The 25,310-nt window shown below is 52.1% G+C and carries 19 protein-coding genes, 7 tRNA genes and 3 pseudogenes; 17 read left to right on the top strand and 12 right to left on the bottom strand.

What is annotated here, in order from left to right; genetic code table 11:
* Positions 1-53 precede the first annotated feature (53 nt).
* Positions 54-1,346 (bottom strand): RNA-guided endonuclease InsQ/TnpB family protein, encoded by a 1,293-nt coding sequence (locus WDJ60_RS16365; protein WP_340101771.1) that lies wholly within the window; start codon positions 1,344-1,346, stop codon positions 54-56.
* A gap of 945 nt (positions 1,347-2,291) precedes the next feature.
* Here WDJ60_RS16365 and WDJ60_RS16360 point away from each other — a divergent pair.
* The 10 genes from WDJ60_RS16360 to WDJ60_RS16315 all read left to right on the top strand — a co-directional run bounded on the left by WDJ60_RS16360 (position 2,292) and on the right by WDJ60_RS16315 (position 5,994).
* Positions 2,292-2,367: transfer RNA gene (locus WDJ60_RS16360), tRNA-Gln, on the top strand.
* Between the two features lie 3 nt (positions 2,368-2,370).
* Positions 2,371-2,444 (top strand) — tRNA-Asp (locus tag WDJ60_RS16355).
* A gap of 251 nt (positions 2,445-2,695) precedes the next feature.
* Positions 2,696-2,768 (top strand) — tRNA-Pro (locus WDJ60_RS16350).
* A gap of 4 nt (positions 2,769-2,772) precedes the next feature.
* Positions 2,773-2,859 (top strand) — tRNA-Ser (locus WDJ60_RS16345).
* Between the two features lie 2 nt (positions 2,860-2,861).
* Positions 2,862-3,002, top strand: coding sequence for a hypothetical protein (locus tag WDJ60_RS16340; RefSeq protein WP_340101770.1), 141 nt, complete (start codon positions 2,862-2,864; stop codon positions 3,000-3,002).
* Between the two features lie 208 nt (positions 3,003-3,210).
* Positions 3,211-3,286, top strand: a tRNA-Glu gene (locus tag WDJ60_RS16335).
* Between the two features lie 481 nt (positions 3,287-3,767).
* Positions 3,768-3,899: transfer RNA gene (locus WDJ60_RS16330), tRNA-Arg, on the top strand.
* Between the two features lie 113 nt (positions 3,900-4,012).
* Complete coding sequence (locus tag WDJ60_RS16325) at positions 4,013-5,542, top strand: TROVE domain-containing protein (RefSeq protein ID WP_340101769.1); 1,530 nt, start codon at positions 4,013-4,015, stop codon at positions 5,540-5,542.
* A gap of 27 nt (positions 5,543-5,569) precedes the next feature.
* A tRNA-Gly gene (locus WDJ60_RS16320) sits at positions 5,570-5,642 on the top strand.
* A gap of 58 nt (positions 5,643-5,700) precedes the next feature.
* The gene (locus WDJ60_RS16315; protein ID WP_340101767.1) at positions 5,701-5,994 is read left to right on the top strand and encodes a hypothetical protein; all 294 of its coding nucleotides are present in this window, start codon (positions 5,701-5,703) and stop codon (positions 5,992-5,994) included.
* A 92-nt stretch (positions 5,995-6,086) separates the two neighbouring features.
* Here WDJ60_RS16315 and WDJ60_RS16310 read toward each other — a convergent pair whose 3' ends face one another.
* Positions 6,087-6,644 carry a hypothetical protein gene (locus tag WDJ60_RS16310; protein WP_340101765.1) on the bottom strand — a complete coding sequence of 186 codons (558 nt, stop codon included), beginning with the start codon at positions 6,642-6,644 and terminating at the stop codon, positions 6,087-6,089.
* 2 nt (positions 6,645-6,646) lie between these two features.
* The gene (locus WDJ60_RS16305) at positions 6,647-7,039 is read right to left on the bottom strand and encodes a hypothetical protein (protein WP_340101763.1); all 393 of its coding nucleotides are present in this window, start codon (positions 7,037-7,039) and stop codon (positions 6,647-6,649) included.
* A gap of 320 nt (positions 7,040-7,359) precedes the next feature.
* Here WDJ60_RS16305 and WDJ60_RS16300 point away from each other — a divergent pair, with 320 nt between their 5' ends.
* The gene (locus WDJ60_RS16300; RefSeq protein ID WP_340101761.1) at positions 7,360-7,674 is read left to right on the top strand and encodes a DUF6788 family protein; all 315 of its coding nucleotides are present in this window, start codon (positions 7,360-7,362) and stop codon (positions 7,672-7,674) included.
* A gap of 223 nt (positions 7,675-7,897) precedes the next feature.
* Here the strand turns inward: WDJ60_RS16300 and WDJ60_RS16295 are convergent, their stop codons facing one another.
* From WDJ60_RS16295 to WDJ60_RS16285, 3 genes and pseudogenes are all read right to left on the bottom strand, one after another.
* Entirely contained in the window at positions 7,898-9,403 is a 1,506-nt protein-coding gene (locus tag WDJ60_RS16295) for a Cdc6/Cdc18 family protein (protein WP_340101759.1), read from the bottom strand.
* A gap of 1,431 nt (positions 9,404-10,834) precedes the next feature.
* Positions 10,835-11,440, bottom strand: a pseudogene (locus WDJ60_RS16290) (RNA-guided endonuclease InsQ/TnpB family protein); the annotation flags it as partial.
* Positions 11,441-11,516: 76 nt separating this feature from the next.
* Positions 11,517-12,140 carry a DUF4330 domain-containing protein gene (locus WDJ60_RS16285; protein WP_340101780.1) on the bottom strand — a complete coding sequence of 208 codons (624 nt, stop codon included), beginning with the start codon at positions 12,138-12,140 and terminating at the stop codon, positions 11,517-11,519.
* Positions 12,141-12,360: 220 nt separating this feature from the next.
* Between WDJ60_RS16285 and WDJ60_RS16280 the strand changes: the two are divergent.
* Positions 12,361-12,607, top strand: a pseudogene (locus tag WDJ60_RS16280) (GDP-mannose 4,6-dehydratase); the annotation flags it as partial.
* A 66-nt stretch (positions 12,608-12,673) separates the two neighbouring features.
* Positions 12,674-13,308, top strand: a pseudogene (locus tag WDJ60_RS16275) (IS6 family transposase).
* 8 nt (positions 13,309-13,316) lie between these two features.
* Here WDJ60_RS16275 and WDJ60_RS16270 read toward each other — a convergent pair.
* Positions 13,317-14,423 carry a glycosyltransferase gene (locus tag WDJ60_RS16270; protein WP_340101757.1) on the bottom strand — a complete coding sequence of 369 codons (1,107 nt, stop codon included), beginning with the start codon at positions 14,421-14,423 and terminating at the stop codon, positions 13,317-13,319.
* 221 nt (positions 14,424-14,644) lie between these two features.
* Between WDJ60_RS16270 and WDJ60_RS16265 the strand changes: the two genes are divergently transcribed.
* From WDJ60_RS16265 to WDJ60_RS16255, 3 genes are read left to right on the top strand one after another with little or no spacing between them, the layout of a single operon-like run.
* Positions 14,645-15,763, top strand: coding sequence for a glycosyltransferase family 4 protein (locus tag WDJ60_RS16265; RefSeq protein WP_340101755.1), 1,119 nt, complete (start codon positions 14,645-14,647; stop codon positions 15,761-15,763).
* A complete protein-coding gene (locus tag WDJ60_RS16260) occupies positions 15,760-16,524 on the top strand; it encodes a polysaccharide deacetylase family protein (protein ID WP_340101753.1) in 765 nt (254 codons plus the stop codon). Before WDJ60_RS16265 ends, WDJ60_RS16260 begins: the two co-directional genes overlap by 4 nt.
* Positions 16,525-16,549: 25 nt before the next feature.
* On the top strand, positions 16,550-16,732 hold the full coding sequence (locus WDJ60_RS16255) for a hypothetical protein (protein WP_340101751.1): 183 nt from the start codon (positions 16,550-16,552) through the stop codon (positions 16,730-16,732).
* On the opposite strand, the gene WDJ60_RS16250 is transcribed toward WDJ60_RS16255, so the two are convergent.
* Complete coding sequence (locus WDJ60_RS16250) at positions 16,733-18,265, bottom strand: alkaline phosphatase family protein (RefSeq protein ID WP_340101749.1); 1,533 nt, start codon at positions 18,263-18,265, stop codon at positions 16,733-16,735.
* 37 nt (positions 18,266-18,302) lie between these two features.
* Positions 18,303-19,340: a glycosyltransferase family 4 protein gene (locus tag WDJ60_RS16245; protein ID WP_340101747.1), complete on the bottom strand. Its 1,038-nt coding sequence runs from the start codon at positions 19,338-19,340 to the stop codon at positions 18,303-18,305.
* A gap of 232 nt (positions 19,341-19,572) precedes the next feature.
* Here WDJ60_RS16245 and WDJ60_RS16240 point away from each other — a divergent pair, with 232 nt between their 5' ends.
* Positions 19,573-20,958: a hypothetical protein gene (locus WDJ60_RS16240; protein ID WP_340101745.1), complete on the top strand. Its 1,386-nt coding sequence runs from the start codon at positions 19,573-19,575 to the stop codon at positions 20,956-20,958.
* A gap of 350 nt (positions 20,959-21,308) precedes the next feature.
* Here the strand turns inward: WDJ60_RS16240 and WDJ60_RS16235 are convergent, their stop codons facing one another.
* The 3 genes from WDJ60_RS16235 to WDJ60_RS16225 form a co-directional block, all read right to left on the bottom strand.
* Positions 21,309-21,599, bottom strand: coding sequence for a hypothetical protein (locus WDJ60_RS16235; RefSeq protein WP_340101743.1), 291 nt, complete (start codon positions 21,597-21,599; stop codon positions 21,309-21,311).
* A 469-nt stretch (positions 21,600-22,068) separates the two neighbouring features.
* Entirely contained in the window at positions 22,069-23,046 is a 978-nt protein-coding gene (locus tag WDJ60_RS16230; RefSeq protein WP_340101741.1) for a polysaccharide deacetylase family protein, read from the bottom strand.
* Entirely contained in the window at positions 23,027-24,772 is a 1,746-nt protein-coding gene (locus tag WDJ60_RS16225; protein WP_340101739.1) for a hypothetical protein, read from the bottom strand. The genes WDJ60_RS16230 and WDJ60_RS16225 overlap by 20 nt, the downstream gene beginning before the upstream one ends.
* Positions 24,773-25,310: the final 538 nt, after the last annotated feature.

Genomic DNA, 25,310 nt, shown 5'->3' with positions numbered 1-25,310 from the left:
TCCCTTCAAGTCCCAGCGACCGATCACCTTGATATACGTAGGTCTTCGCTGGGTCAGCTACCAACGGCTGAAGCCGTTGGCTTGTCGGTGGACTCCCGTTCTGCCGACACATACCTGTCGGACGCTACGTCAGTAGCGTTCACGGTCATTATCCCCGACTTCAGGGCGTACTGACAGAACGCCCCTCCAGCGGGGGACTTCTGCCCTCGCTGGAGTTTCAACGCGAGTTTCCGCGCAACATTCTTTGCGGCGTTGTAGTCGGCGTTCACCGAGTACGAACAGTCCAAGCAAGCGAAGCGTTGCCCATTACGGTTTTCTTCGAGCGTACAGCCACACTTCGAGCATTGCTGACTGGTGTAGGATGGTTCGACTGACTCCACCATGATGCCGTGTTCGTCGGCTTTGTAGGTAACCTGCTCTTGCAGTTCGCGGAACGCCCACTGCTGGAATTTCTTGCCGTCGCTGATGCGTTCGCGAATCTGCGCTAGGTCCTCGAATGCGATGTGTGTACAGCCGTGGCGTTCGGCCTCTGCAACAATCTCGTTGGAACACCGATGCAGGTAGTCCTCGCTCCAGCGTCCGAACCTGTCACCGATACGCTGATAGGTCAGATGGGCGCTTCGCGTGCTGGCCTGTTGCAGGCTGGCACGCCGTTTCTCGAACTCGCGGCGCTGGTGGTTGAGGTAGTCGGCACTGCCGACGAACCGCCCTGTCGAAGTCACGGCGATATGGTCGTCGACGTTGCAGTCCACGCCGAGGACTCTCGAATCCTCGGCTTTCTCAGGATTGTTCGCGTCTATCTCTCGTTCCATCGCCGCGTGCAGGTAGAACTCGTCGGCTTCGCTGTTGTAGTGGACGGTACTGGTTGAAAAAGAGTAGTCCTCGTTCAGCAAATACTCGCCGTGTGGGGTGCCTTCGGGGTCGTCGGGAAGGTCGTACTCACATTCGACTCTGCCGTTAACGGTGGCGAGGCTCACTCTGTCGCGGTAGTAGGTAGCCGCTCGCTTGTCGTAGACGATACTGAACGTGTCGTATTCGGGCTTGCTTGTGTTTTCACCGTCTGCAAGCCGGTCAACGCAGTTGCCAATGTCGTCGGTGGCACGTTTGATAGCTTTCTGGACAAGGTTCGCGTGCAAGCCATCCGTATCGTGGCGGAGTTCGTCGTAAATGGCGGCCTCGGCTTTGCTCTTGCTGGTCACACAGGCGTTGTCGGGATACCGCCACGCCCACTCTGCGGTGCGGTTCGCGCAGTACTGGAATTTGGTGTTAGTGGCGTGGAGGTCGCTCTTGCGGTCGTCGGGCACGTCAAGTCGAACCCGCACCGTTCGAGTTACCTCCCACGCCATACTTCACAGTAGTAGCTACTCTTTATTAATTTTTATTACTGCGTTGGGGAGTCAGGCTTGCCGTAGTCGGTGGGTTGCTTCGCAGAGCCTACGCGCTTCTTCCCACGGCTAAAGCCGGTGGGCTTCCGCGCTGTTACCGCTGTGATGCTTCGTACGTGGTGGCCAATTGGACGCCGTCGGTTCGTCCACAGAATGGTCGTTTTTGAGGTCGCCAACGACCTCTGACGTCCAGCTCTGGCTTTTGTCAATTGCATAGGCTAACTCGCCAACCGAGTAGGATTGATCGCGCAAACAGTAGATAACCCGTAACTCCGCTCCTCTCATAGATTCCAAGCTCTCCGATTTATTTATAAGTATATCGGTGAGGATGGAATACAGGCCCTTGGCGCTCAGGTCGGGGCGTCAAAACCGGATTGCGATATTGGGATATCCACTACTGTGAGTGTTGGTAACACACCCCGGATAATTTTAATACAATTGCCACGATACTCAAAGCTGACGTCCGATACACCCCTCAAACTGGGAGAGTTCAACACAATGATCATCACTCGCCACACTCCGCGGCGTGCTCGTTCTCGCTTAGCCGCGGGTCCTGTGTTCGGCGAGTGCCTACAAGATCAGCGTGCGAAGAGACCGGGCGCAAATCGCCGGAGTCACGTCGACTTCGAATACGAGAGTTCGACGCAATCCGGCGACGCCCGGACACTCTCACCCGCATAACTCGGCCCCCATACGGACTACCCGTCAGGGGTCGGGGAACACGGGATTGCCGCCTGCCTTTGCCCAGTACTCGCTCAGTACACAGCTTGATGCGAGTGCGGGATGCCAGGCTCGCGGCTGATTGGTTTCCGTTCGTTCCGATACAGAGGCGAACGGACTCCGTCCGCGCTGAGCGCACGGAAGTCGTTAGCCAACATCCCCGCAGCGATAGCTGCGGCTACGCCGAGCCCCGGAGTCTCCGCTGGCGAGGGACGCCGGACTTTGAATCCGGAGGTCGCCGGTTCGATTCCGGCCGGGGCGACATGCTGACGTGGTGTAATCCGGCGAGCATACGGTCCTGTCGCGGTCGTGATCCGGGTTCGAATCCCGGCGTCGGCGTGGATGCGTGGCGTGGCCACGTGGGGATACCCATCGAGGTAGGCAGCCCGTTGGTGCGATCAGTTGGATTGTTCCCGCGGTGCTGGGCCCAGCAGGGTCTACAACCTACATGAGCCGGTGCGGTATTCCCGGGAGATCCCGAAGCACGTCCCCGCGATGAGACGCGCGATCACGACCACTCGGTCGCGGTTGCGCAGTTGGAAACAGTCGTACAGATAGATAATCAACTGCCGAACGCTCGGCAGTCCCGTGAGCCGATGGTCCAGTGGACGACGATCTGTGCCTTGGGCGCACAGGACCGAGGTTCGAATCCTCGTCGGCTCAGTACGCCGCGACTGGGTATTGGTGAACCCAGCGGCCTGCTACGCCGTGGCCGTCTGCTTTCGGTCTCCCGGTTCGAATCCGGGTCGCGGCGTCATGACAACAAATGTCTGCCCTGCCTGCGAGGAGGAAGCGTTCCGTCACATCCCGCTCGGTGAGACAACATCCATCGACACGATTGGAAGCGTGAGAATCTGCGTCACCGGTGACGGCGCGTACTTCCACGGAACGAGGTGACCGCCATCCGTCCCTGCGGTTACCGGCACTGGCACACTCACTCACTTCCAAGACGAGGTTCTGAAATATGGGCCCCCGGTTCGAATCCCGTCGGGCCCTCTCGATGCCTGGGAGACCCCCCTGGTGGTGGTGTCGGGCTGTTACCCTGATCGTGGAAGGTTCAATTCCTTCCCTAGGCGCTCGGAACCACGAGTCCCATAGCGTTCATGCTCCCGGAGTCTCCGTTGGCGAGAGACGCCACCCCTTCAAGGTGGAGGCCAGGGGTTCAATTCCCCTCGGGAGCACTCGGGGGGCTGGCTCTGACAGCGTTTTCCCGTGTCTGATCTAGCGGGCAGCCACGGATCTGTGACGCTGTCACGGTCGGCTTTCCCCAAGCGTGTGGTCGTCGAGGTGGTGCGTTCCTTCAGCCCGCCAGGCACACACCGGGAGTCATAGCCCGTCGCACCGCCGGTTCCCCAACCGCACGTGGCGACCGTCGAGTCGGAGCGTTGCTTCGCTAGGAACTCGCAGGTTCAAATCCTGTCGGTGGCGCAGTCCATCGAGAACATCCCGGACAAAGAGAGTACGAGGGTACTCTCGACACCGGTCCCGCTCCGACGGTTTTCCGGTCGCCGTTACTCATTTCGTGGCCGACGAGTTGGAGCCTTGCTTCGCCTCAGGAGCCGGAGATCCGGGTTCGAATCCCGGCGGTGGAACTTACGTGATCCACCGTGGTGTAACCTGGTAGCACGCTGTTCCGGCTCCAGCAGTTCCCCGGCCACTCCTGTTCCCGTAGCTCAGTCAGGATAGAGCACCGTCAGAGCGAGACTCTGACGAGCCCTCGTTCGGGTCTTCGACCCGCACGAGGACACCGGCCTTCGAAGCCGGGTGTCGCACGTTCGAATCGTGCCGGGAACGTCCAGCCGAGCGAAGTGAGGCTGGTTCGGGAAGTTTCTCTCCCAATACTCGCTGCTCACAGAGCGAGTGGGCAGCTGCGATCGGAGTCGCCTGTTGCGGCTCCGAGTGATAGTATGGAATTCAACAACCCCAAGCAAACGGTCGCGGAGGCAACGCGGACCACCAACTACGAAGGTGGAGAAGCGTTCGAGCCTGCCGACCCCCGACTCGCACTGTACAAGCGCACAACCAACCAACTGCTGGAAGGCTCGTTCTATGAATCCGATGACGAGCAGCTCGCTGCTGTCGTTCGCCAGTTCGATGCCGCCGCAAACGACAACCCGGAGTTCGTCCTGAAGCTCGCGTCCTATGCGCGGCAGGAACTCTACTTGCGGGACATCCCGCAAGTGCTGCTCGTGCTGTCAGCCAACGACGACCGGTTCAAGGACGACTCCCCTGAGTCGCTCATCCGGGAGTGGGCGCCGGCGATCATCCAGCGGATGGACGAGACGGCCACCGCGCTCGCGGTCCACGATCAGCTGGTCGGCGGGACTGCTCCGTGGCCGCTTCGGCGCGGGGTCGAGGATGCGCTGGTTGAGATGGCCGACGCCTACACACTGGGCAAGTACGAGCTGTCGCGACGTGAGGTGACGCTGCACGACGTGTTCAACCGCGTCCATCCCACGCCCGTCGACGCCGAGCAGGAAGCGCTCTTCGAGCGGTTCATGCGTGGCGGCCTCGACGACTATCCCGACGTTGACCCGCTGCCGGCGCCGAACACGTGGGAGACGGTCATCTCCGAGCGCGGGAACACCCAAGATGCCTGGGAACTGCTCATCGAGGACGACGAGTACACGCTGCCCATCTTCGCGTCGATCCGGAACCTCCGTAACATGCTCGAAGCCGGCGTTCCGGAGGACACCGTCGTGAATCACCTCGACCTGGAGGCAGTCCGACACGCGCCGCTGTACCCGTTCCGGTACTACCAGGCCTACACCGCGCTGCAAGACGCAGATGTTCAGGCACCGACGGTCGAGCAGTGGCTCGAAGACGCAATTGATGTCGCGGTCGAGACGGTGCCTGGCGGATTCGGCGATACCTTTGTCGCGGTCGACCTGTCGGGATCGATGGATCAGCCGCTGTCCGCGAACAGCACGCTCCGACTGAAAGAGATCGGTGCGTTGTTCGGTGCGATCCTGGCTGACCAAGGTGCCGACGTCGGCGGGTTCGGCGACGACTTCCAGACAGTTCCGATGCACGTCGACACGCCAGTACTACAGCGCCAAGCGGCGGTGTTGGCGATCGACGAGGACGTCGGGAACTCGACGAACGGCTGGAAGGCGATCAAGCACCTCCACGACCGAGGGGATGCTGTTGAACGGATCGTCGTCTTCACCGATATGCAAATCTGGGACAACACGCCGTTCACAGCCCGCGATTCCCAGACGGTCAAAGACGCGTTCGATGCGTATCGAGACGAGGTGTCTGCGGACACCGCACTGTATCTCGTCGATCTCGCGGCCTACGGCGACCTGGTGACGCCAGAAGGCTACGAGAACGTCTTCAACATCTCGGGGTGGTCGGAGAACGTCCTCTCGTTCATCGAACACGCCGAGAATCCGAAGCAGGTCATCGATGAGATCGAGGCGTTCGAGTCGTTCTAGCGCTGTCTGTATCTTTTCTTTGAGGATGCGCGAGTGGTGGAGTTCGGAAACACGCGGTCGTGCCACGACCGAGACGGGCGTTCGAATCGTCCCTCGCGCACTCGGAGTACAGTTGTAGAACATCGGCCCATGAAACGCGCCTCAACGGAGCGGATAATATGGCAGTACCCAATACCACCGACCCAGAATCGACGACAATTGCCATCGTGACGATTCGAATCCCCTGCGGCGCAGATGGGGACCTCGTCACTGACGCTGAGAAGCGCCTCTCGCGGACAGAGACTATCGACGACGTAACGATTGACGAACTGAACAGTATCGAGCCACGGCTTTCGGCAACACTCATCACCGTCGAAATTACGGTCCGGTGGGCAACGGCGATTGGCGAGGAGGAGATCAGAAACAGACTGGCTGATGTCTCGGGACTTGAGTTAGTCAGACGGATTGGATAGTGTCCGGAATTCCTCACTCGCTATTAACCAACATACGCTGACTGATCAGCCACATCGTTGGTTAAATCACCTCGATGGCCGATTTCGTCTCATCATTCGAAATGATGTTGCCGTAGCTGGGCAACATACTGTGTATCCCAGCCTTTGGTTTCGACGTAGTAGCTGAGCGCAGCATCGACGTATTCCACGGGCAGAATCTCGTGAGTGGCGAGCGTACAGAGGATGTGCGGTGTCGTGAAGAGCGTGTTCCGGTCGTCGAGAGCGAGATTGGTGAAGAGGTAATTGGTCGTGTTGAATTCGTCGGTGATGAAGAGGTCTGCTTCCAACTCGTTGGCTAGCCAGACACCCTCGGCCTCTCCCTGATCAAGCCCGTAGTCGAGTGGCTCGTCGGCTCGGTCGTCGACGTCGTGTGTCGTTACATGATGGGCAGCCTGGAGGACGAGATCGGCGGCAGCAGACAGAAGGTCATCATCCCCCGTGGCATCGGTGACCTCGCCGAGAACGCTCGCTGGGATGTGGATGTCGTACGCGGTAAGGAGTGTTTTGAGCGGGTCCCCGCCAGAGGGAGCCTTCGGTCGCCCGTCGACGACTGGCGTGGCGAGATTCAACAGGACGTTCGTATCGACGACGGCAACGGCGCGCTCCGACATTGTCAGGCACGCGACTCGTCATTGGAATCAGCCGACTCGGAGTCCGTCCATTTGGAGACCTCGCCGTCGTAGAAGGCCTCGTCACTCGGGAGCCCATCCTTGAGTGTAGGGATGGCGGGCGTCCGGTCAATCGACTCCCGGAGAAGCTTCAATCGCATCGCCTCTTCACGCCCGAGGATTGCTTCGACGGTATCGTAGTCGACGCGACCGTTGTAGTAGGCGTCGCTCAGTCGCCGGCGGAACTCCTCGTCGTTTGCGAGCTCTTCGAGTTCGTCCTCGAGTGCATCGATTAGGAGGCGGGTACGAGAGATATCGAGGATATCAACGACGCTATCGGCGCGCTCGACGAGGGATTTCGGGGCGTTGAAATCGACGCGGGTTTTCTCTTCAGCCATCAATTTATGTGTAGGATCTACACATACTTAGTTTCCTCGCCGTTCAAGCGACCGGATCGAGTGACCCCATCGTGAAATGGTATTTCGGGCAGGACCGCTCTGCTAGCGAAGTTCTCTGCACCGTTCAGCGCAGCTTCCCGGTACGGGAACTCCAGTTAATTACAAAAACAATATCAGTATAGGCGGAGCAGGCGCAATACCACGCCGTTCACAGCGCGGAGGATGCCATTCATACTTTTCAGGAACTGAGGAGGGCAACATGATTAACCAACAGAATTTTGCTACTCGGCAAATTGTTGGTTAACGCGAGGCGACAGCTGATGTCCTACGAGCCACCGACGCCACCGGCGGAACTCCCAACAGACATCGTCGATACACTCAATGGATACTCTCCAGAACAGCTCCGACACGCTGCACGCTACGCTGAAGAATTAGCTGAGCACAAAGCTCGCGAGGCCCGCCTCGAAGAGGACTCGGCCGAAGACGAACTCGACGAACGCCCTGACGACCTCCCGGAAGACGTCCCGTCAAAGGCCACGATCACGATCAAAGAGATCAACGACAATCGCTACTACTACTGGCAGTGGCGAGAAGGTGACAAGATCAAGTCAAAATATAAAGGTCCGGTCAATTGATTCACCGCATGTCTTCACCCCACTGTGTCCGCTGTTCTTCTGGAGAGTATATTGTCTCTCAAGTGGAGCTACGATTGAGGACCCAACCGCTACAACAGATTTCTTCAAGCACCGACCCACCCCCACTTTTTCATACCAAACTGGGTACTTCCAAACCGAATCACCCCCCCCCCCCCACTTTTTCATACCAAGCGGATTTCGAAAGAGGTCAGCACGTCCGATTCTAATTGAATGACTCAAAACGGGCTTGTTTGATTTCGCCGTCGGTTTGCGCGGACTGCTCAAATGCTGCGACTAATTCATCGGGGAGAAGACCAAGAGAGCCACCCGCTGGTTCTGCCTCGCCTAAGACTTTGATAATCATATTGTAGTCGACCTTGTCAAGCGAATATTCGAATCCGGATTCACCAGGTCCTTTGTACGCATCGCGACGTTCAAGCAGGCCTAACTGTGACATCTTTTTCAGATAATCTGCGACCCGTCGCGGGACGTTGGAATTGTCCAAAAGAGAGCCAGAATATCGTTTGTATGTCGGATACATATCGCCTCGAGAAATCGGCGTTTCTCCTCGAAGGTCGTGGTACATCACCGCTGCTAAGACGACTTTTTCTTGATCACTGAGGTCGTTCGTCACCTCGTAGACGCGATCGCGTTCTTTCTCCTCGTGGGCCTGGCGGACATGAGCTTCAGTGACAACGCTCGCATCCTCTTTTTTGGCCTTCATGCCCGCTTTCTGGAGTAGGTCAATGCCGTAACGAGCGTCACCACCCTGTTTGCGAGCAAATGCCGAAGCGAGTGGAGTGATTTCTTCCTCGTATGCATCTTCTTTGAAGGCGGCTTCTGCTCGCTGGGTCAGAATCTCTTTTAGTTGCTCAACGTCGTATTTTTTGAACGTAATCTCCTTCAGCCGAAGCGACGAGTCAGTTTTTGATTGGATACTGTCCTTATAGCCGACGTCGTTGCTGATGCCAATGACTGCAGGAAGTATGTTCTCAACACGGTTATTCGTCCGACTGCGGGGAATTTCATACAGGAGTTCATCCCGGGTCCCAATACGGTCAACTTCGTCGAGAATGACAGTCACATAATCCGTCACGGCAGTTGGTGGCTGGATATCATACTCCCCGTGAAGCGTATTCAAAATGTCGACCATCTCGGAGTTATCCTCGCCTGACGACGATTGAGCCTCAATGAGGTCAGAAGCAGCCACATCGTCCGTCAAGGTGCTATCTTCGAGTGCAGTTTGGAGTTCACTGCGATAGGTCGTATGCTTGTACGTGAGAAGATCAAAGATCTCGAAGAGAATGTCGTACACGTGTTCCTTCGGAAGCCCGGAGCTGGGGAGTTTTTTCCGGTCGAAATCTAACTCATCGTGGAGATACTCGTACTCCGAGTCTTCAAGAAAGGAGTTCGCGATCGCGATAGCAGCCTGGTAGGAGCTACTCAGCGATTCACAATTTTGATACACAAACGTCGCGTGGACGTCGTCGTACCGGCCAAGAGCGTTTTCGAGTTCTCGCTGCTTGTACTTGATTGAGACAGTCTTCCCCGTTCCACTAATCCCGTAAATGAATGCATTGACTGGCTGTTCATTATCAACAATCTGTTGCAGCACTTCACTAATTTGATCAAGTTCCTCATCACGCCCCAGAACTTCATCCGGAATATAATCCTCTGCAAGAACCTGAGAATCCTCAAATGGGGAATCTGTGGTTCGCGTGAACGTCATCTAGGAGAATAATTCATACTCTTATCACTTAAACCCCGCCGTTTCATACCATTCATACCATACCCCACTTTTTCATACCAGGCTTACAGCGGCCGACATCTCCTGCCTAAGGACAGATGGTCCCACAGCAGAAGAACCAGAAGAATACCAACCCCTCCCCCCACTTTTTCATACCAAACAACCCATCCTATACCCGGTAAAATACAGCCCCTCTCTAATACGAATAAAAGAGATACGTAGAACAAGGACAGACTGAGAGAATGTAGAGAGAGCTATGATGATGGAAACAGGTTGAATACGTTGTATAGAGGTTTAATCTCCAAAACACGAATGAGAATGAGGTTGCTCTACTACTACTAGATACTACCTATTACCCTAGATATATATAACACGTTAGTAACATCCCTATCTCGAAGTGAAGCAGGCCGTTATGATATCGTCATCTGCCAGGCAGCTCTGGGCTTATTACTGGCTCCTCCTCTCTCTTGAGAATCTGTGCTGTACTATCTCCTACTACAGTATCCCACTTAACCTTCTCTTCAATTCGGGCTGGCCTGTTGTCCTGATTGGTATGAAATAGTGGGGGGAGGGGGTACTCCTTTGATTCATGAAGATTCTAACTCCGGAGGTTCTCGGGTGTTCGCTCTCCGCATCTTATATAGATTCGAGGAGAATACCTGCGGCTTGAGTGGTCAGCGTCACTTCTGAACATCCAATGTGACGATTTCGGATCAGTAGCACCCGTTCCTGGAAATCTAGTGGATACTGAACATGCAAACGTTGTGCAGACCACTCTAGCCGCAGGACGAATCCGACAGAACTCTACACGAACCACGGTTCGGTGGTATCCCCGAGTTTCCAAAGTCCGCAGTTTCAAGTGGTGTCAGTTCGTATTAGAGGGTAAGGTCAGGTCGGAACGGAGCGATTCCGAACGGCCTTCGGAGGCGGCCTCGCCGCCGCTAATGAGACAATATCCGAAATACCTACACGGTGAACGCGAATGCCAGAAGCGTTCGTCTGTGCCTGTTGGTCGAGCAAGCCCAAAGGTAACTCCAAGTCCGTCGAAGTGTCAGCGACTCCCTGCTGGCAAAAATAACAGATGAGAGTCAGCGGCATTGAGGATAGGAGTAACGGCGGTTTGGCACCGCCAGTCAGCCACCGTTTCGTGATGGGTTAAACGGGTTCCCGAAGAAGAAATCGGACTCATGGTTGCGAACCTGAAACTCTCACCGCTCGGGATTCCTCCGCGTTCACGCGGAGGAGGATGTCAAACTCTCTGGATTGTTTGGTAAGATGGGTAATTGTCTCTTGGGAAGCCACAGAAGCGGCGGAGGTTAGATGTTTGTGACCTTCGTATGAGGGGGTTCGTTACCATTCTAAAGGTCGATCGGGTTGCAGATTTCAGCAGTCAACTACCCCAGCCTACTTCGCTCACCCTGACGGGTTCGCTCGTTGAGGGTGGGGCTTGTCCGTGTCCTCGGCCTCAAACCCATCCGAGTGGGCGGTGAATCCGCCACTCGGTGTCACTGTTCCAGACTTCAGGGCAAGCTGACTGTTGCCCGTCCGCCGGGACGACTGTTGGCCCCGACGGACATACCGCAGTCCGATATTTTTAGCCGCGTTGTAATCTGCGTTCGCTTCCGACCTGCACTTCACGCACTGGAAGTCGTTGCGAGTCGACCGATTCTCGTCTGCCGTGAATCCACACTCGGCGCACCGCTTCGATGTGTACGCCGAACCAACTTGTTTCACCGAGATACCTTCGGCTTCAGCTTTGTATTCCACTTGTTCGTAGAGCGTTCGTAACGCCCACTTGTGGCCCCACGATGCACCCGTTCGGTCGCGGATATGGGTTAAATCCTCGAACGCTATCATGTCGCACTCGTATCGGAGTGCTTCCGCGATAATGGCGTTCGACGCTCGGTGAAGCACGTCTCTGACGTAACGAAATTCCCGACCACTGGACTGTTCGAGCGTCCGGTGGGCGCTTCGCGTCCCGGTTTGTTGGAGTCCAGCACGGACCTTCTCAAACTCCCGTCGCCGACACCACGACCGGCGTGGGAAGAACGGGACGAGGCCCGCTGAAGTGATGTCGTCTTCGAAGTGACGACGCTCACTCGGAGGCAGAGACCATCGCAGGATCGTCAAATACCGCTGCCGCTGATTCAACCTCGGTGGGCTCAGTTGCGTCGTCACCGAGAGCGACGATCGTGGTATCGACGCGGACTTTTTCGAGATCGAGACGAAGCTCGCAGCCCACGAAGAGTCGATCACCGCGAAAGCCGTCTTCGCGTCGGTCACTGGACTGAATAGTGGCGACGAGAGTTGCCGTACAGAGGTGAGGGTGTTCTTGCTCGACCAGCGTTCCGTCGTCGGTTTCGACGACGACTGACGCGGGCCCATACCTGACGTCGGTCACCGCTAAGTCTTCCTCGATCGTTGTCTCGCCAGGAGTGATCGCTTTCGCAACCGCTGGATCGATTTCGGTGACCCGCAATCGGAGTGTTTGCCGCTGCGTTTCGTCTTTAGTCTCGATCCCGTTGGGTTCAATATCCCACGCACTGAGGCCAGCAAGCACTAAGAGTCCGACGAAGACTGTAGCGATCGGGGGTATGACTGATTCACTGACAAGCGTCAACCCGGCCGTTACCACAGCTACACCAAACAAGACGACCATACAGTCAATAATATTGATTCTGCCGAACAATCTCCCGTGTTCATCAAGTACCCTGCCCATTGGTTTGACCCTTGCAGACTCGCGGATTTCAAGGAATAAAAAATATAGGAATTTGAATGCGTCTGAACGCAATGTAGGGTGATAGTGGTCCTCACAGAGGCGTCACGTACCCCGACCTGACGGCCCAACATGATCATTCATTATCGGGCCAGTCTGATCTGACCACTCGGCGACGCCGAACGTGGGAGACTTTTTACCGACCCGTGACTCTGGACATCCAATGCGCATACTCGTCACTGGCGGCGCGGGCTTTATCGGCGGCCACCTCGTCGAGTGATTCGTCCGCAATGGCCACGACGTTGTCGTCCTCGTTAACTTCGTCCCATTCTACGATACGCAAATCAAGGACTACACTGTCGAGGTGTGTCGGGATGCAGCCGCCGCTGGTGTACCTACTTGTCAAGGGTGATGTTCGGGACGCTGTGCTCGTCGAGGAACTGGTCGGCGATGTGGAGTACATTTACCAATAGGCTGCACAGGCGGGCGTGTTTAGTTAAGCGTGAAAAGTGAGGTGGACGGATTTCTTGGTGCCTATGCCAGAAATCAACCGCCTCAGCGGACATAGAGCTGGATTGGTTTGGACTTTGTGGACCGCGAGCGGACACCCGAGCCAGCGATGGCGCTGGGTATTCAAGCCCACGTTGCGGGTCTTTCGCTGTCGAATACCGTCGAATTACTCGACAGTCTGGGTGTCCAACGCAGTCGAAAAGCCGTCCACGATTGGGTGCAGAAAGCCGATCTACAGCCCAAATCTGGAAAATCTCTGAATCAGATCGCGCTCGACGAAACCGTGATTCGCATCAATGACCAGCAATTCTGGCTGTACGCTGCCGCCGATCCAGCAACGAACGACCTGCTTCACGTCCGGTTGTTTTCAACGACTACCACCGCCCTCACCGAGATTTTCCTGCGCGAATTACGCCAAAAACACGATGTCGAAACTTCCGTCTTTCTCGTTGACGGCGCGAAACATCTCCAAACTGCGCTTTCCCGAACTGGCCTCCGATTTCAGATGCGTCGCCACGGAAATCGGAATGCTGTCGAACGGATTTTTCGAGAGCTGAAACGACGAACCTCGTCGTTTTCGAATTGCTTCAGCCACGTCGAACCGGAAACAGCCGAAAACTGGCTGCAGTGCTTCGCTCGCTGGCACAATGCTCCAAACTAAACACTACCCTATTGTTCATCTGTGACCTGGTTGTAGATCTTCTGAATCTTGGTTAGCATCCGATCTCGGGTAAAACGTTGTTCAACCCGCTTTCGCGCTTGTTCACCGTAGCGGCGACGCTGAGCATCATCTTCAAGGAGAGTGTTCACTGCTTCCGCTAAAGCATCACTATCACGAGGCGGGACAGTGAGCCCTGTTTTCCCGTCCTGACTTACCCACGGTACTCCTGTTGGAAGCGACGTATTTACCACTGGAAGGCCTCGAGCCATCGCCTCAAGCTGAACGATTCCGAATGCCTCACTAGGTTCGATAGAAGGAAGGACAAAAAGATCGGCAGTTCGATAGGTGCGTGCGAGTTGTGCATCAGGGACGTATCCAAGGAAGTGAATTCTGTCGGCGACACCCTGCTTGCGTGCACGCTGCTCAAGCTCCGCTCTCTTGTTTCCGTCTCCAGCGACGAGCAACGTTGCATCAATCTGCTCCATGGCATCAACAAGATATTCAACTCCTTTGTAGTAGTTGAGCCGCCCAACGAATAGGATAACTGGGCCAGTAGTATCCACATCAAGTGGTTGCGTATTCTCGGCATCTATAGTATCGAGATCAACTGAGAGAGGGACGACGTCACATTTTTCTTTATATTGTTTGAGTATTGTTGAGTGGTTGAGTAGGGGCTCAGATGTGACAAGAATACGGTCAACGCAGGTTAGAAACCGATCGAGAACAGGACGATATACTTTGAGTGCAGTTGTTTGTCGAACAATATCGCTGTGATATGTCGCAATAACTGCTGCGTCATCGGTTCCGACGATTAGTTGTGAAACAGTTGAAAGAGGATTTGGAAGATGGTGGTGGACAATATCGGTATTTCGAGATGCAACCCGTAGTTGCACGGGAAATGTTGGTGCAAGTGGAACCGACATAGTGACTCCAAGGCTTGACACCTTTGTGACATTGACTCCGTTATGTCGGTCACTGCTTCCCAACCCTCTCGGACGTGCGGCCAAAACACGTGTTATATGCGAATTAGAGAGTCCCTCAGCAATGTTTTGGACGACATTTTCGATGCCGCCCACCTCTGGGTAGTAGAACTTATTCACTTGAAGAACATTCATATTTAGAAGTAGATCTCGGCGGTGATTATGTATACCTTTTACAAAGCAGGCTAAAAACAGGTTCGGTGTCCTCTTGATTGGGGGTTGACAGGTGTTCTACAAAACCTCCGTCCGTCGTAGTGACAACACTAAGACCGGAACTCTCTCTTAATTCAGAACATATTAGAAATCTATTCGAACAATTCAGAAAACTCAAATACATCCCAGAAGTAGCTACATGTATGCATCTTCTCATGCTTACTGAGGATTTCTATCCGAGTGTGAGTGGCGGGGCACACGAGGGATTGCGGTTCGCTCAAATTGCCACTCGCAGAGGCCATCACGTTTCTGTAGTCACCCCACGAAAGCCAGAAACTCGAACTTCTGAAATTGTAGACGGTATCGAGATTACCCGTCCCTTTCCCGCTCGGCCGTCGTCGCTTCCACCAGCGTCGTCGGTGGCAACCGCAACACGCGTCGTTCATACAGGTGTACTGTACGCTTGGTTACAATGGTGGTCGCGTGATCGCGAATTCGATGCCGTCTACTCTGCATCGAATACGCTCCACTGGATTGCCTCAGAATTCGGACGCCAACATGATATTCCAAGTCTTTCTTATATCGGCTATACGCCATCGATGCGTCCAGAAGCGAATTCTCATCTCAAAATTTCTCTCGAACGCCTCAATTTTACGTATGGTTTAGCAGAATCTGTATTCTGTAGGCTTCCTAGGATTCGAGATTTGATTGAGGAGTATTCAGGGAAGGACGTACAGTTGATCCATGGGATACTCAACGAAGATCGGATCCGAGATGGATATGGTCGCGCCCAAGAGGCCGATGTCCGCTCGGAATACGCCGGCCCTGACGAACGTCTTCTCGTGTTTGCCGGGCGGTTGAGCGAGGAAAAGAATGTTCCGGGGGTGATCGAAATCTTCTCGCAACTTCCACCGTCGTATCGGCTGGTGATCATCGGCGACGGACCGGAGTGGGAAACTGTACAGCGTACGATCGAGAACCAGGCGGTACAGGAACAGGTGAAGATGTGTGGACAACTCTCCCACGAGGAGACGCTGTCGGTTATCGCGGTGGCTGACGGGCTACTGTTGCCCTCTCATACTGAGGTCTATCCAACTGTTGCCTTTGAAGGCCTTACATTCGGCTGTACCGTCTTTGCGACGCCCGTCGGTATCCTTCCTGAAGTCGACCACCCTCGCCTTCGTCTCGCTCCTGCAGAAGGATTGGGTGATGAAATTCAGTCAACGTCGTTCGGAGAAACATGTGAACTTGATGAAAAAACACTAAAACAGTATTCAATGGAGCGGTTTGCGGACCAAATCCTAGGGGCAATCGAGGCGTGACCGATCGAACACCCTTTCTTATTACCGTTGATGTCGAGGGAGATGTCGAGTCCGGATCTTACCACACCGTCGAGTTGCTCGCCCAGACGCTCTCGGACCTGGCACTTCCCGCGTCGCTGTTCGTCACGCCCGATGTGATCCGAGAGAAAACATCAACCGTCAAACAGTGGATTGCCGACGGCCACGCGGTGGGTCTTCACATCCACCCTGAACGGCTGGGCGGGGACGACATATGGCTCGGAAAGTATCGTCAGGAAGCGATTGAATCTTTTCTTTATAAGGGAATCGATGTCTTTGAGTCGCATCTTGGGGACCGTCCGCGACTTTTCCGGGCTGGACGGTGGTCGTTCTCTGAAGCACTTCTCCGGGCTTTGGCTGCAACCGGTTTTGAGTATGACGCATCCCACCGACCGATCGAACATCGCGAACCATATCGGACTCACGGCTTGATTGAATTCCCGCTCTCAGTGTATGGTTCTCGGCTCCTCCGGAGTCGCTTCCTCCCGTGGGATGTCGAAACATTGCCACTCTCGATTGACGCGCTCCTTAGGAGTACACCCCGAAGTCTTGCCTGTTACGCTGCGACTTGGCAAATCTTGGCTGCTAATCCATCGTATCTCATGGTTGGATTTCACGACTATGACCTCTCTGATTCTCCCGTGAGGCGACGTATCGAGCGGTACTTGGCTAGAGTTGGCGAGTTCACCGAGCCGGTGTCTTTAGACGAGTTGGCTGTTCGATCCAACGAACAGAACCACTAACTCTCTCAAAGACGACGACACGAACATGGAACTCACGGTCGACCTCGACGACGACGTGTACGAGCGGCTCGAAACGCGAGCGAAACAACACAAGTTTGATACCCCCGCGGAGTATGCCACGGTCATGGTTACGACCGTTCTCGACGAACTGGAGGGAGAGGAGGATGACGACGTTCGTGACCGTCTCGAGGATCTGGGATACCTGTGATCATAGGTCGACATCTCGTGCGATAGCACGGATTCTAGCTCGTTCTCGGTCTCTCTCGGAGACGTTTGCCCGTTTGACGTCTCTGTTTGCCAGCTTGCTGTCGGTAGCGAATACTGACTGTTGTACGGTCCCGTCCATGTCTGTTGGCACCGGCCGGTCGTGGAGATGTAGCAACGTCGGGGCGAGATCCAGAATCGACATCGGATCGTGTGTTCCGGTGGTGAAGTCCGGTCCCGACGCGACGAACAGGCCTTGGCGCTTATTTTCGGCGTGCCATCCGTCGTCTGTTGGCTTGGTGAACACCGCTTCGCGACCGATTCCACCCGGGATGTGGACGCCTTTGGCCTGATCAATCACTAGATCCGGTGCTTCATCCACGTAGCTTCCTGAGTAAACCTCTTCGCCTTTGTAGACTGCGTCAGTAACTGGATGGCCGTCGGGATCTGACACTGATTCGAGTTCGGCCTGTAATTGATTTCTGATTCGGTTATATTCGTCAGTTCCATGTTTGGCAGTCAGATAGATTGGGCCCTGTCCGCTGGCGATCGCGTTGGTTTCTTCCCAGTCTACTGCGTCTGTCTTTCCTTCTTTGTTCACCGCCCCGCTATTGTCCGGTAGATATTGGAGTACCTTTCGGGGAGTGACGTGTTTGGCGAACTCAGTGAGCCCGAACTTGTTTGTCATCTGTATGAGCCGGTCTTTGTTAATCCCGAGGCGATAGAATGTGTCCGCAACGTCAGTGTTCGTTTTGAGGTACCCGTTCGTCTCTAGCCAAGAGTTAATATGAAATGCTGTCCGGATCGGGTTTGATCCGTGGTCACTCATGAGGACGACGTTGTACTCTGCGTTGAGGTACCGCCCGAGGTGCTCGTCAATAATCTGCCATCCCCGGAGCGTGTACTCGTCGTCCCAGAGGTAGTGTTGTAGGGAGTTGATGTAAAACGTCGTCACTTGGAGGAACGAGATGTCGTACTCTTCACGTAACGTTTCCGCGACGGTGAACCGACTGTCAATCAGCTCAAGGATCTCCTCTGCGGCGGCCTCTCTGTCACCATCGAGTCGATTGTGTTTTCGAACGCGGTAGTCGAACTTCTCGTCGAGTCTTGATTCCAGTTCGGGCGGATGTGCGTAGCCAGCGTTTTTCCCGTCCGGTGGGCCGGCAATGAGGAATTCGTCGATCTCTTTTGGGGGATAGGTTGTCGGAACTCCGAGCACACCGACAGGTTTGTCCTCGGCAATGAGCTCCCAGAATTCAGTGTTCGCGTGTTTGCGGTCGGACGGGTAGTGGACCCGCTGATTCTCGACGTCGATGTTCTCCCACCAGAAGATGCCGATCTTTCCAGGGTTCTTGCCCGTCGCATAGGCTTTCCAGTTCGGCGAGGTTACTGGTGGCAGGACGGACTTCAGATCCGCACTGACGCCGGTATCGAGTGCCCGGTCAATGTTCGGGAGGTGGCCAGCTTCGATCCAGGGATCGAGTAACTCGAAATGCGCTCCGTCGAGGCCGAAGACGACGGTAGGATGGTCAGACATTAGTTCGTTATTCTTTCGATTCGGTAAAAGTCATCTGTTACCAGTCTTCGAAAAAGTCCCGATAGGTAGATTCTAACTGTTCAGGAGTGAATGGTGAGATGTCGTCGAGTGGGATCGATTCGAGATCTACAAGTCTATTCTCGAATTCCTTGTCTGAGTCGAACGTGTTCTCTGTCACTGACGCGATATCCCCAACGTCCCTGGCGAGAACCGGTGTCTCAGCGGCGAGTGACTCGAGCAAGACACGGGGGACACCTTCAGTAAGCGTTGGGTGAACGAGGAGATCTGCCGCGGCCATGTAGTCGGAGACAGTGTCCGGCGACACCTTTCCGATCGTCATCACGTGGTCGCGAACGCTTGCTGGAACGTTGAGTTCTCTTTCGACGCTACCGACGCAGACGAACTGCAAATCATTACGTCGATCTAACACCGCCGGAATGATGCGTTCAAGTGTCTCTGTCCCTTTGAGGCGTGAGAGACGGCCGACGAACAGGATGAGTTTGTAGTTATCCGGAATGTCGAGAGGGACTGGACTAGGGTCGTCGAACCGGGCAGGGTCGATAGTTGGCGGGAGAACAGTGATCCGTTCAGGGGGAACGCCTCGAGCAATTAGTCGCCGTTTTCCGGTCGGTCCGAGTGCGATGTGACGCGTTGCGAGTCGGATAGGAACTCGACCGAGAATGGCACCGAGTGCGAACGCAGTGAGTTGTTCGCGGCCTTTCGCGACGCGATATTCGTAGAATCGGTCGCCACTGTATCGGTAGACAAAGGGTACATCATATCGCTGTGCGACTAGTCCCGCAATCGTTCCGTGTAATGGTGGATCGGTGATCTGGAGGAGGATGCGTGGGGTATGTGCGTCGAGATATTTTGTGAGGGCACGGAATTGACCTTGGACCGAGCTTGGGTTGTTCGTGCCGAATTCCCGGTATTCGGTGTCATTCGAAACGGGCGTGTCAGTCGCAACGAGGTGGTGGACTCCTGGAACCATTGACGCAATGTCGTCCAACATGTGACTGACGTTCACTGAAGTCGCAGCACCGGTGAAGACGGCAAGTGGCCCAGGATCACTCATCTCTATTCAGGTTTTCTGTTCGTTACAATTACTGGTTTCGGTCGTATTGTGTGATTGAGTTAAGGGTCGTGGACGGTTCCTTCACTTCCGGCTTAGTCTGGATAACTCTAGTAATGAACCGAGATTTCGCATAAGTCTTGCCAACGTTTATACCCACCCGAATGAAACAGATTGATAACAAATGGATGGTAGCCCATCTCTCGAGTATGTATGGTTTTAATAGCGGTGGTTGATGGTGTTTGAAATTTCTAAACCAATTCTCTTGGAAAAACCGCAGTGGTGGATTCCGATTTGTCTCGGATTATGTCTCGGTCTGTTTTTTGTAAGTCCAATCATATTAGGAGTGGCTGTAGTTGCCCTCATTATAATTGGCTGGGCTGCTCTCGTTAGTTACGACTGTGTGTGCGCATTAAGCGTATTCATAGCGCTACTGCCGCTATGGGTGTTTTTAAAATGGATCGAGTGGCCTGCAATTTCTCTTGCTGGAACAACAATACATGTAGCGACACTATTCAAAGAAGTTCTCATGATTGTATTTTTCTTTCATTGGCTGATTTCAGCAACTCGGTCTGACAAATTCGCGATCAGATTGACTCCGTCCCTGATCGGATTTTTTGCTATCGCCGTTATTGGACTGTTACAAGCAGGTCTAAGGGACTATCCAATATCTCTCCGTCCCTATATTGAAGTGTTTCTTCTAGTCGGGATACCACTGTTGAGTATCGATCTTTCAAAGCGTGAAATAAACCGCCTTCTGATATGTTTCGCTATCGGAGGGGGAATCACCGCACTTGTTGCATCGTATCACGTATTTTTTGATCCTCAATTTCTACTTGACCCGGCGTGGATTCGTGAAGATATCTTCAAGACTAAGTCTGGCCTTTCTGCATTTGACGGGTCACGTCTTCAGTCGTTCACTGGAAACCCAAATAATCTTGCTATGATAATGCTATTCACAAGTATTATTTCGTTTTCATTCACCTTCCGGGGTTCAATACGGGAACAAGTTCCACGTCGTCTTGTGTATGCAGGACTATTTACAATATCCGCTATTTTACTAATGTTAACTCGATCACGTGACGACATTGTATTCCTTGCGATAGCTATCCTGTTATTAATTGTAATTAAACGGCAGACTGTTCCGCTGATTCTTGGGGGACTGGTATTTTTGACTGGCTTTCTCACCAATTTCGATCAAATAGTTCTGGTTCTGAATCGACTTATTGAACAAGGTAATCCGAGGTTCAATACTTGGGTATCCGGGGTTCAGTTCTACGGACTAGAGTTATTATCTGGCGTCGGAACTATACAAACCCAATTTGCTCAAACCCATCCTATTGACAGTTCTTACTTCCGTATGCTCATTCAAATCGGGATCGGAGGTCTCTTTTTATTCATTTTCATGAATCTCAGGGTACTACACGGTCTTTCAGGTTCCATTGAGTATACTAAGATTAATACGGAATCTATTTTATTCATCTTATTGGTGATTATGCTGGGTGGTTTTTCAGTTAGAGTAACTCTATTTGTTTTCCCATTTTCGTTCTATTATTGGACCTTTATTGCTCTCAGCTTACAGTGTATGAGCCACCAATTAAATAACGGAACAACCAGATAAGATCCGGTGGTGAAGAAATCCTGACAAGGAAGGTGATATAAATATTATGTGTCTACGACCATATCCGTCCTACCAGACAGCGTTACGGTCGAACAAGTCTTCAATACACTGAAGACAGAGACGACTGCACTGTTCGAATACCTTGACCTCTTATTTCTCACGAACTATCCCGTGTTTGCCCACGATTCGAGGGGGCGAACACGGATCCATAAGCCGCCAGAACTGCCGAAAGCGTCCTTCACAGCTTCTACAACGACATCTACGGATTACGGCCCATGGCGCGGGAACTCCGCAACGAAGATGTTTAGCGTCAGTGCGGGTTCAAGCGCCCACTGTCCCGGTGGATGCTCTCATGGCTTATCACTGATTTCGCTCTCGTCGTAGAAGACATTTTCATCAAATTGGCGTATGAGCTTGCCGAGCGGGATCTGCTCGGCAAACTCTTCCGCATTGATCGCACGGACATTCCCGTGATCATCGTGACGACGCTGACTGGAACTACGATCACACTGAAGACGACTATTACGACGGTACGGCTGGTGTATCGTGACCGCAGCTAACAACATTCCCATCACAATAGCATTCACTCCGCAAAGAAGGTCGGTCGGGAGACGGTGATGCGCATCACGTATGACGCGCATCGCTGTCGACACACCACGCTGGATGATCGGTGATTAGAGTTCAACATACTGGAGTGGCACGACCACCTACTGGCACAGGCGGTCGTGCCGATTGCACCGTACAATCTACGGAACACGGATGACCCGCTCGACATCAAGTATCGGGTCAAAGAACGAAGCAAACAGCATAGCGTCACAGTTTGTTTCTGTCAGAAACAACTCGACAAGGCGTATCCACAGCTTCACGGGTGGAAATAGTGATTGGTGTCTGTAAGGATCTTGTCCTCGGACCCTGCGAGTTCGAGGACAAGTTCGGTCAAAGCACACGTCTTTCTCGTTCTCTGTCTTTGCTTGGCTGTTGCGCTCGCTAGTCACCACTGAGGAAACGATGTCGCCAAGTCTACCATCACGTTATGAGAACCGTTTTGCACCGCTGCTAAAATATGGACCAATGTAAGTAATCTGGATGATTAACAATCTTATACCGGATCTAAGGATCTTTATATCTAAGATCCCTCATGACACTTATATCAATCATATCTTTTTTGATTTGTTTTCCAAGATACGACAATCCTGCTTGGAGTGGGGGCCATTGAGCGCCATTTGCCATATTATAAACGTGGGTCCAAAGGTGAACATGGGAATCATTCTGAACTGCTCTATCTATGGTATCAATTAAATATCTTTTATGTATGAACTGACGCAATTTCAGAGGAATTACTGAGAAGGCGGGATGAGCGGATGACTGTCCAGTTGGTAGAATTTGAGAGGTCAAAGACGGATGCGGGGTCGCTGTCGTTTCCAGAATCCCTTGGTTTTGCTGTAGCGTTGACTCAGGATGTCTTCGTGTTAGTATCCACCAGAACTTGCAAAATGGATTCAAATCTGATTGACTATAGCCCTCTATCGGTTTACGAATTACGTTGATACCATGGTCTGAGAGCACAGAATAATCGGGCGCCTGATGCCGGGGCATGACAATAGACGTTGGTGGAGAAAGATCGAAGCTTGAATGGAGATTACGTACTTTTTCAAGTTCATCATCCAATGTGTTTGATGGCAAGTCATCAGCTAACAGGTGAGAATATGTGTGAGTAGCAATCTCGTGCTCTACTTCTTGTGACCGGATTTCACTGATCAAGTCTGGAGCATAGAACAGTGGGTCCGATTGTTGGTTCGACCCCGGATCTTCATTCCACCATCTCGATGGATGTGGTCCTGTATGTTCACCATCACAATCTTCATGAAATAAATGACCCACGACGTCAAACGTTAGTGGTATGTTATACTTGTCAGTTAGGTGGAGTAAGTTGTCAAGGGCCTCAGTCTCTGCAGTCCTATCCTTCGATAAATGTCCGTACTTGCACTTGTCATGCATTCCCCACCCTAACTCTAATTCGATACTAATTGTGATACAGCCAGACATTGTATTCAGAATTGTTATATTTTTAATTGATTCTTTCTTCACTTTTACTTTCGATGTGATTAGCTATATTTTTAGATGCTTCCGAAATAATATATTCCCGCTCAATAAATGACTGTTGCATATTTGTAATCTCCCTTATTCTTTCAATATCCAACTGTCGAAAAAAGCACCTGATACTTACATCATCATCTAAGATTGGCACTGGTCCTTCATTTGCGTATGGCAATGGCCATTTTTTTGAGAGCCTAATGGATATTGAGAGAGATCCAGCTATAATTGATTCTAAACCCACATTAGAATTCACCGTGAGAATTATATCTGCCGTCTGTAATTCTTTCCAGATATCACCGTCTACTATTTGAATGTCTTTTTCATCATCTAGCAATTTTTCATAAAATTCTTTAGATTCAGATGGATGAATTTTGATTCTAGTTTTCGCATCTAACTCTAGAGCGTTTATACCTAGTATACACTTTCGAATGAATTCAGATCGTTCTCTAATACTGAATGGCTGTGTTGCAATTATTATTTGAAGTGGTTGAGTCACATTATTCTCACACTCACTCACACTTTTATTTAAACTTTCTAAGTATGGGCGGCCAGTTTCGAGAACTTCAGTATGATTCGTTTGATTTATATTATAGTTATCGATATATTCGCGAGCAAATTTGCCAGTTGCGAAAGTATAATCTGTAAAAATACCCGTTTGTGGCGGTTCTAATGTGGCTGTATGGGGTAGATCATAAGCACTTACTCCTTCTTCCTGAGCTGCTAGCCAGATGGCCTCTGCACGCGGATTATAGCCTGTTCCGACCACGATGTTTTGCGCTTTTGATTTCTGCAATACTTGTTTATATATGAAGTATCCAAGAATGCTTTTTGATTGGTTATAACGATAAATTTCACCAAAAATATGGCTAACGACGTTATTTGGGCTCAGATCACATTTCCTACCAATTTCGCTTTTCAACTCATTCTCTGTTTTATCAACTATTAATTCTTTATGAGTGTAATCATATATGTATTTGGCTTGTTCTAGTATACAAAACATAGAGACGTACTGTCGCGCATATCCCCAAGAAAAGCACTCAGTATGAGGTTTTGAATTATTATGGATAAATCGAGATAAAAGCGACTGATCTGTGACTATATCAAATTGAGTAGTCATCTCATCTAATACCGGCTTAACACTTCGAAAACGAGTGAGAGATGGAACAAAAATTGTATTCGTCACTGCCTTACTTTTCCTGTCTAAAATACGATATATAATTTGGTCAAATAAAACTAGTATCATACCAATGAATGATTTTACCTTATTTCTAATTTTCCCAATATTCCTCCAGTTGGAGTATTTTGGTTCGACATTAATCTCTGGATTTGTGTCTATGTCTATATTCTCATAAACATCAACAATAGCAGGTCTTACACTATCCTCAACAGATTCATGTACCTCTATCTTAGAGACATTATTATCTTCAACTCTTGATTGGAGTTCCCCTATCAAATAAATATAATAGGGGAGTGGGAGTACCTTTTCGGAGAAATGTCCATTAAGTATCCAGAATCTGAATAATCTATAAATGGGAAGTGCGTTTTCGTCATCGGTAGTGATTGATCTTAATGACGATTCGAAACCATAATATTCTTCGAGTGTAATCTCATTCAGAACAGTTTCGATAACGAATATATTTTTCTTGGGCTGGTCAGGCGTATTCTCCTGTGTCTGTATAACTAGAATGGATTCTTTGTCATCGTTGGAATCAACCATTGTATTTTAGTAATAAATGCGCATATTATATGTGCGATTATTCTCGCACGCAGGGTGAAGAGGATTGAGCGGCAATAAACAGGGAGTACAATACGCTATCAATGAATCGATATGGCTGAGAACAGTACATGCATGATCAAAACATTGGTGATAGTATAACACCTTCGATGATTTTAGGACGATATCTATGTGGGCAAGTAGAGCTTTGCTTTACCCTATTGTTTGTGACGGGCTTGGAACTTCTCAGAGAGACTCATGCAACCGTAGGACGGTTCCAGCAGCGATTATCTCGTCCTCGTTCGCGGGGTACTCTGCGAGTGATAGGTTAAACTGGTGATAGAAACTGTGGGAAAGATTGTCCCATTGGCTATCGAATTGTATCTGCGTCTAAAGCCAGCGAGTGTTCGCTCTCGCCTGCGGCGAAGCTGGGTCCAAGTGTCCACACAAGGACAGAACCTGAAGCTTGAGGTGAATTGGGAGCGCGGCCCGGCCGACCCAGGTCGGCCGTGGCTGCAAGCCCGCAGCGATGTCGTTCTGC

It is taken from the genome of Salinibaculum salinum, assembly GCF_037645885.1.
In the GTDB taxonomy this organism is placed as follows: domain Archaea; phylum Halobacteriota; class Halobacteria; order Halobacteriales; family Haloarculaceae; genus Salinibaculum; species Salinibaculum salinum.
This window is presented reverse-complemented; position numbering and strand designations above follow the sequence as displayed.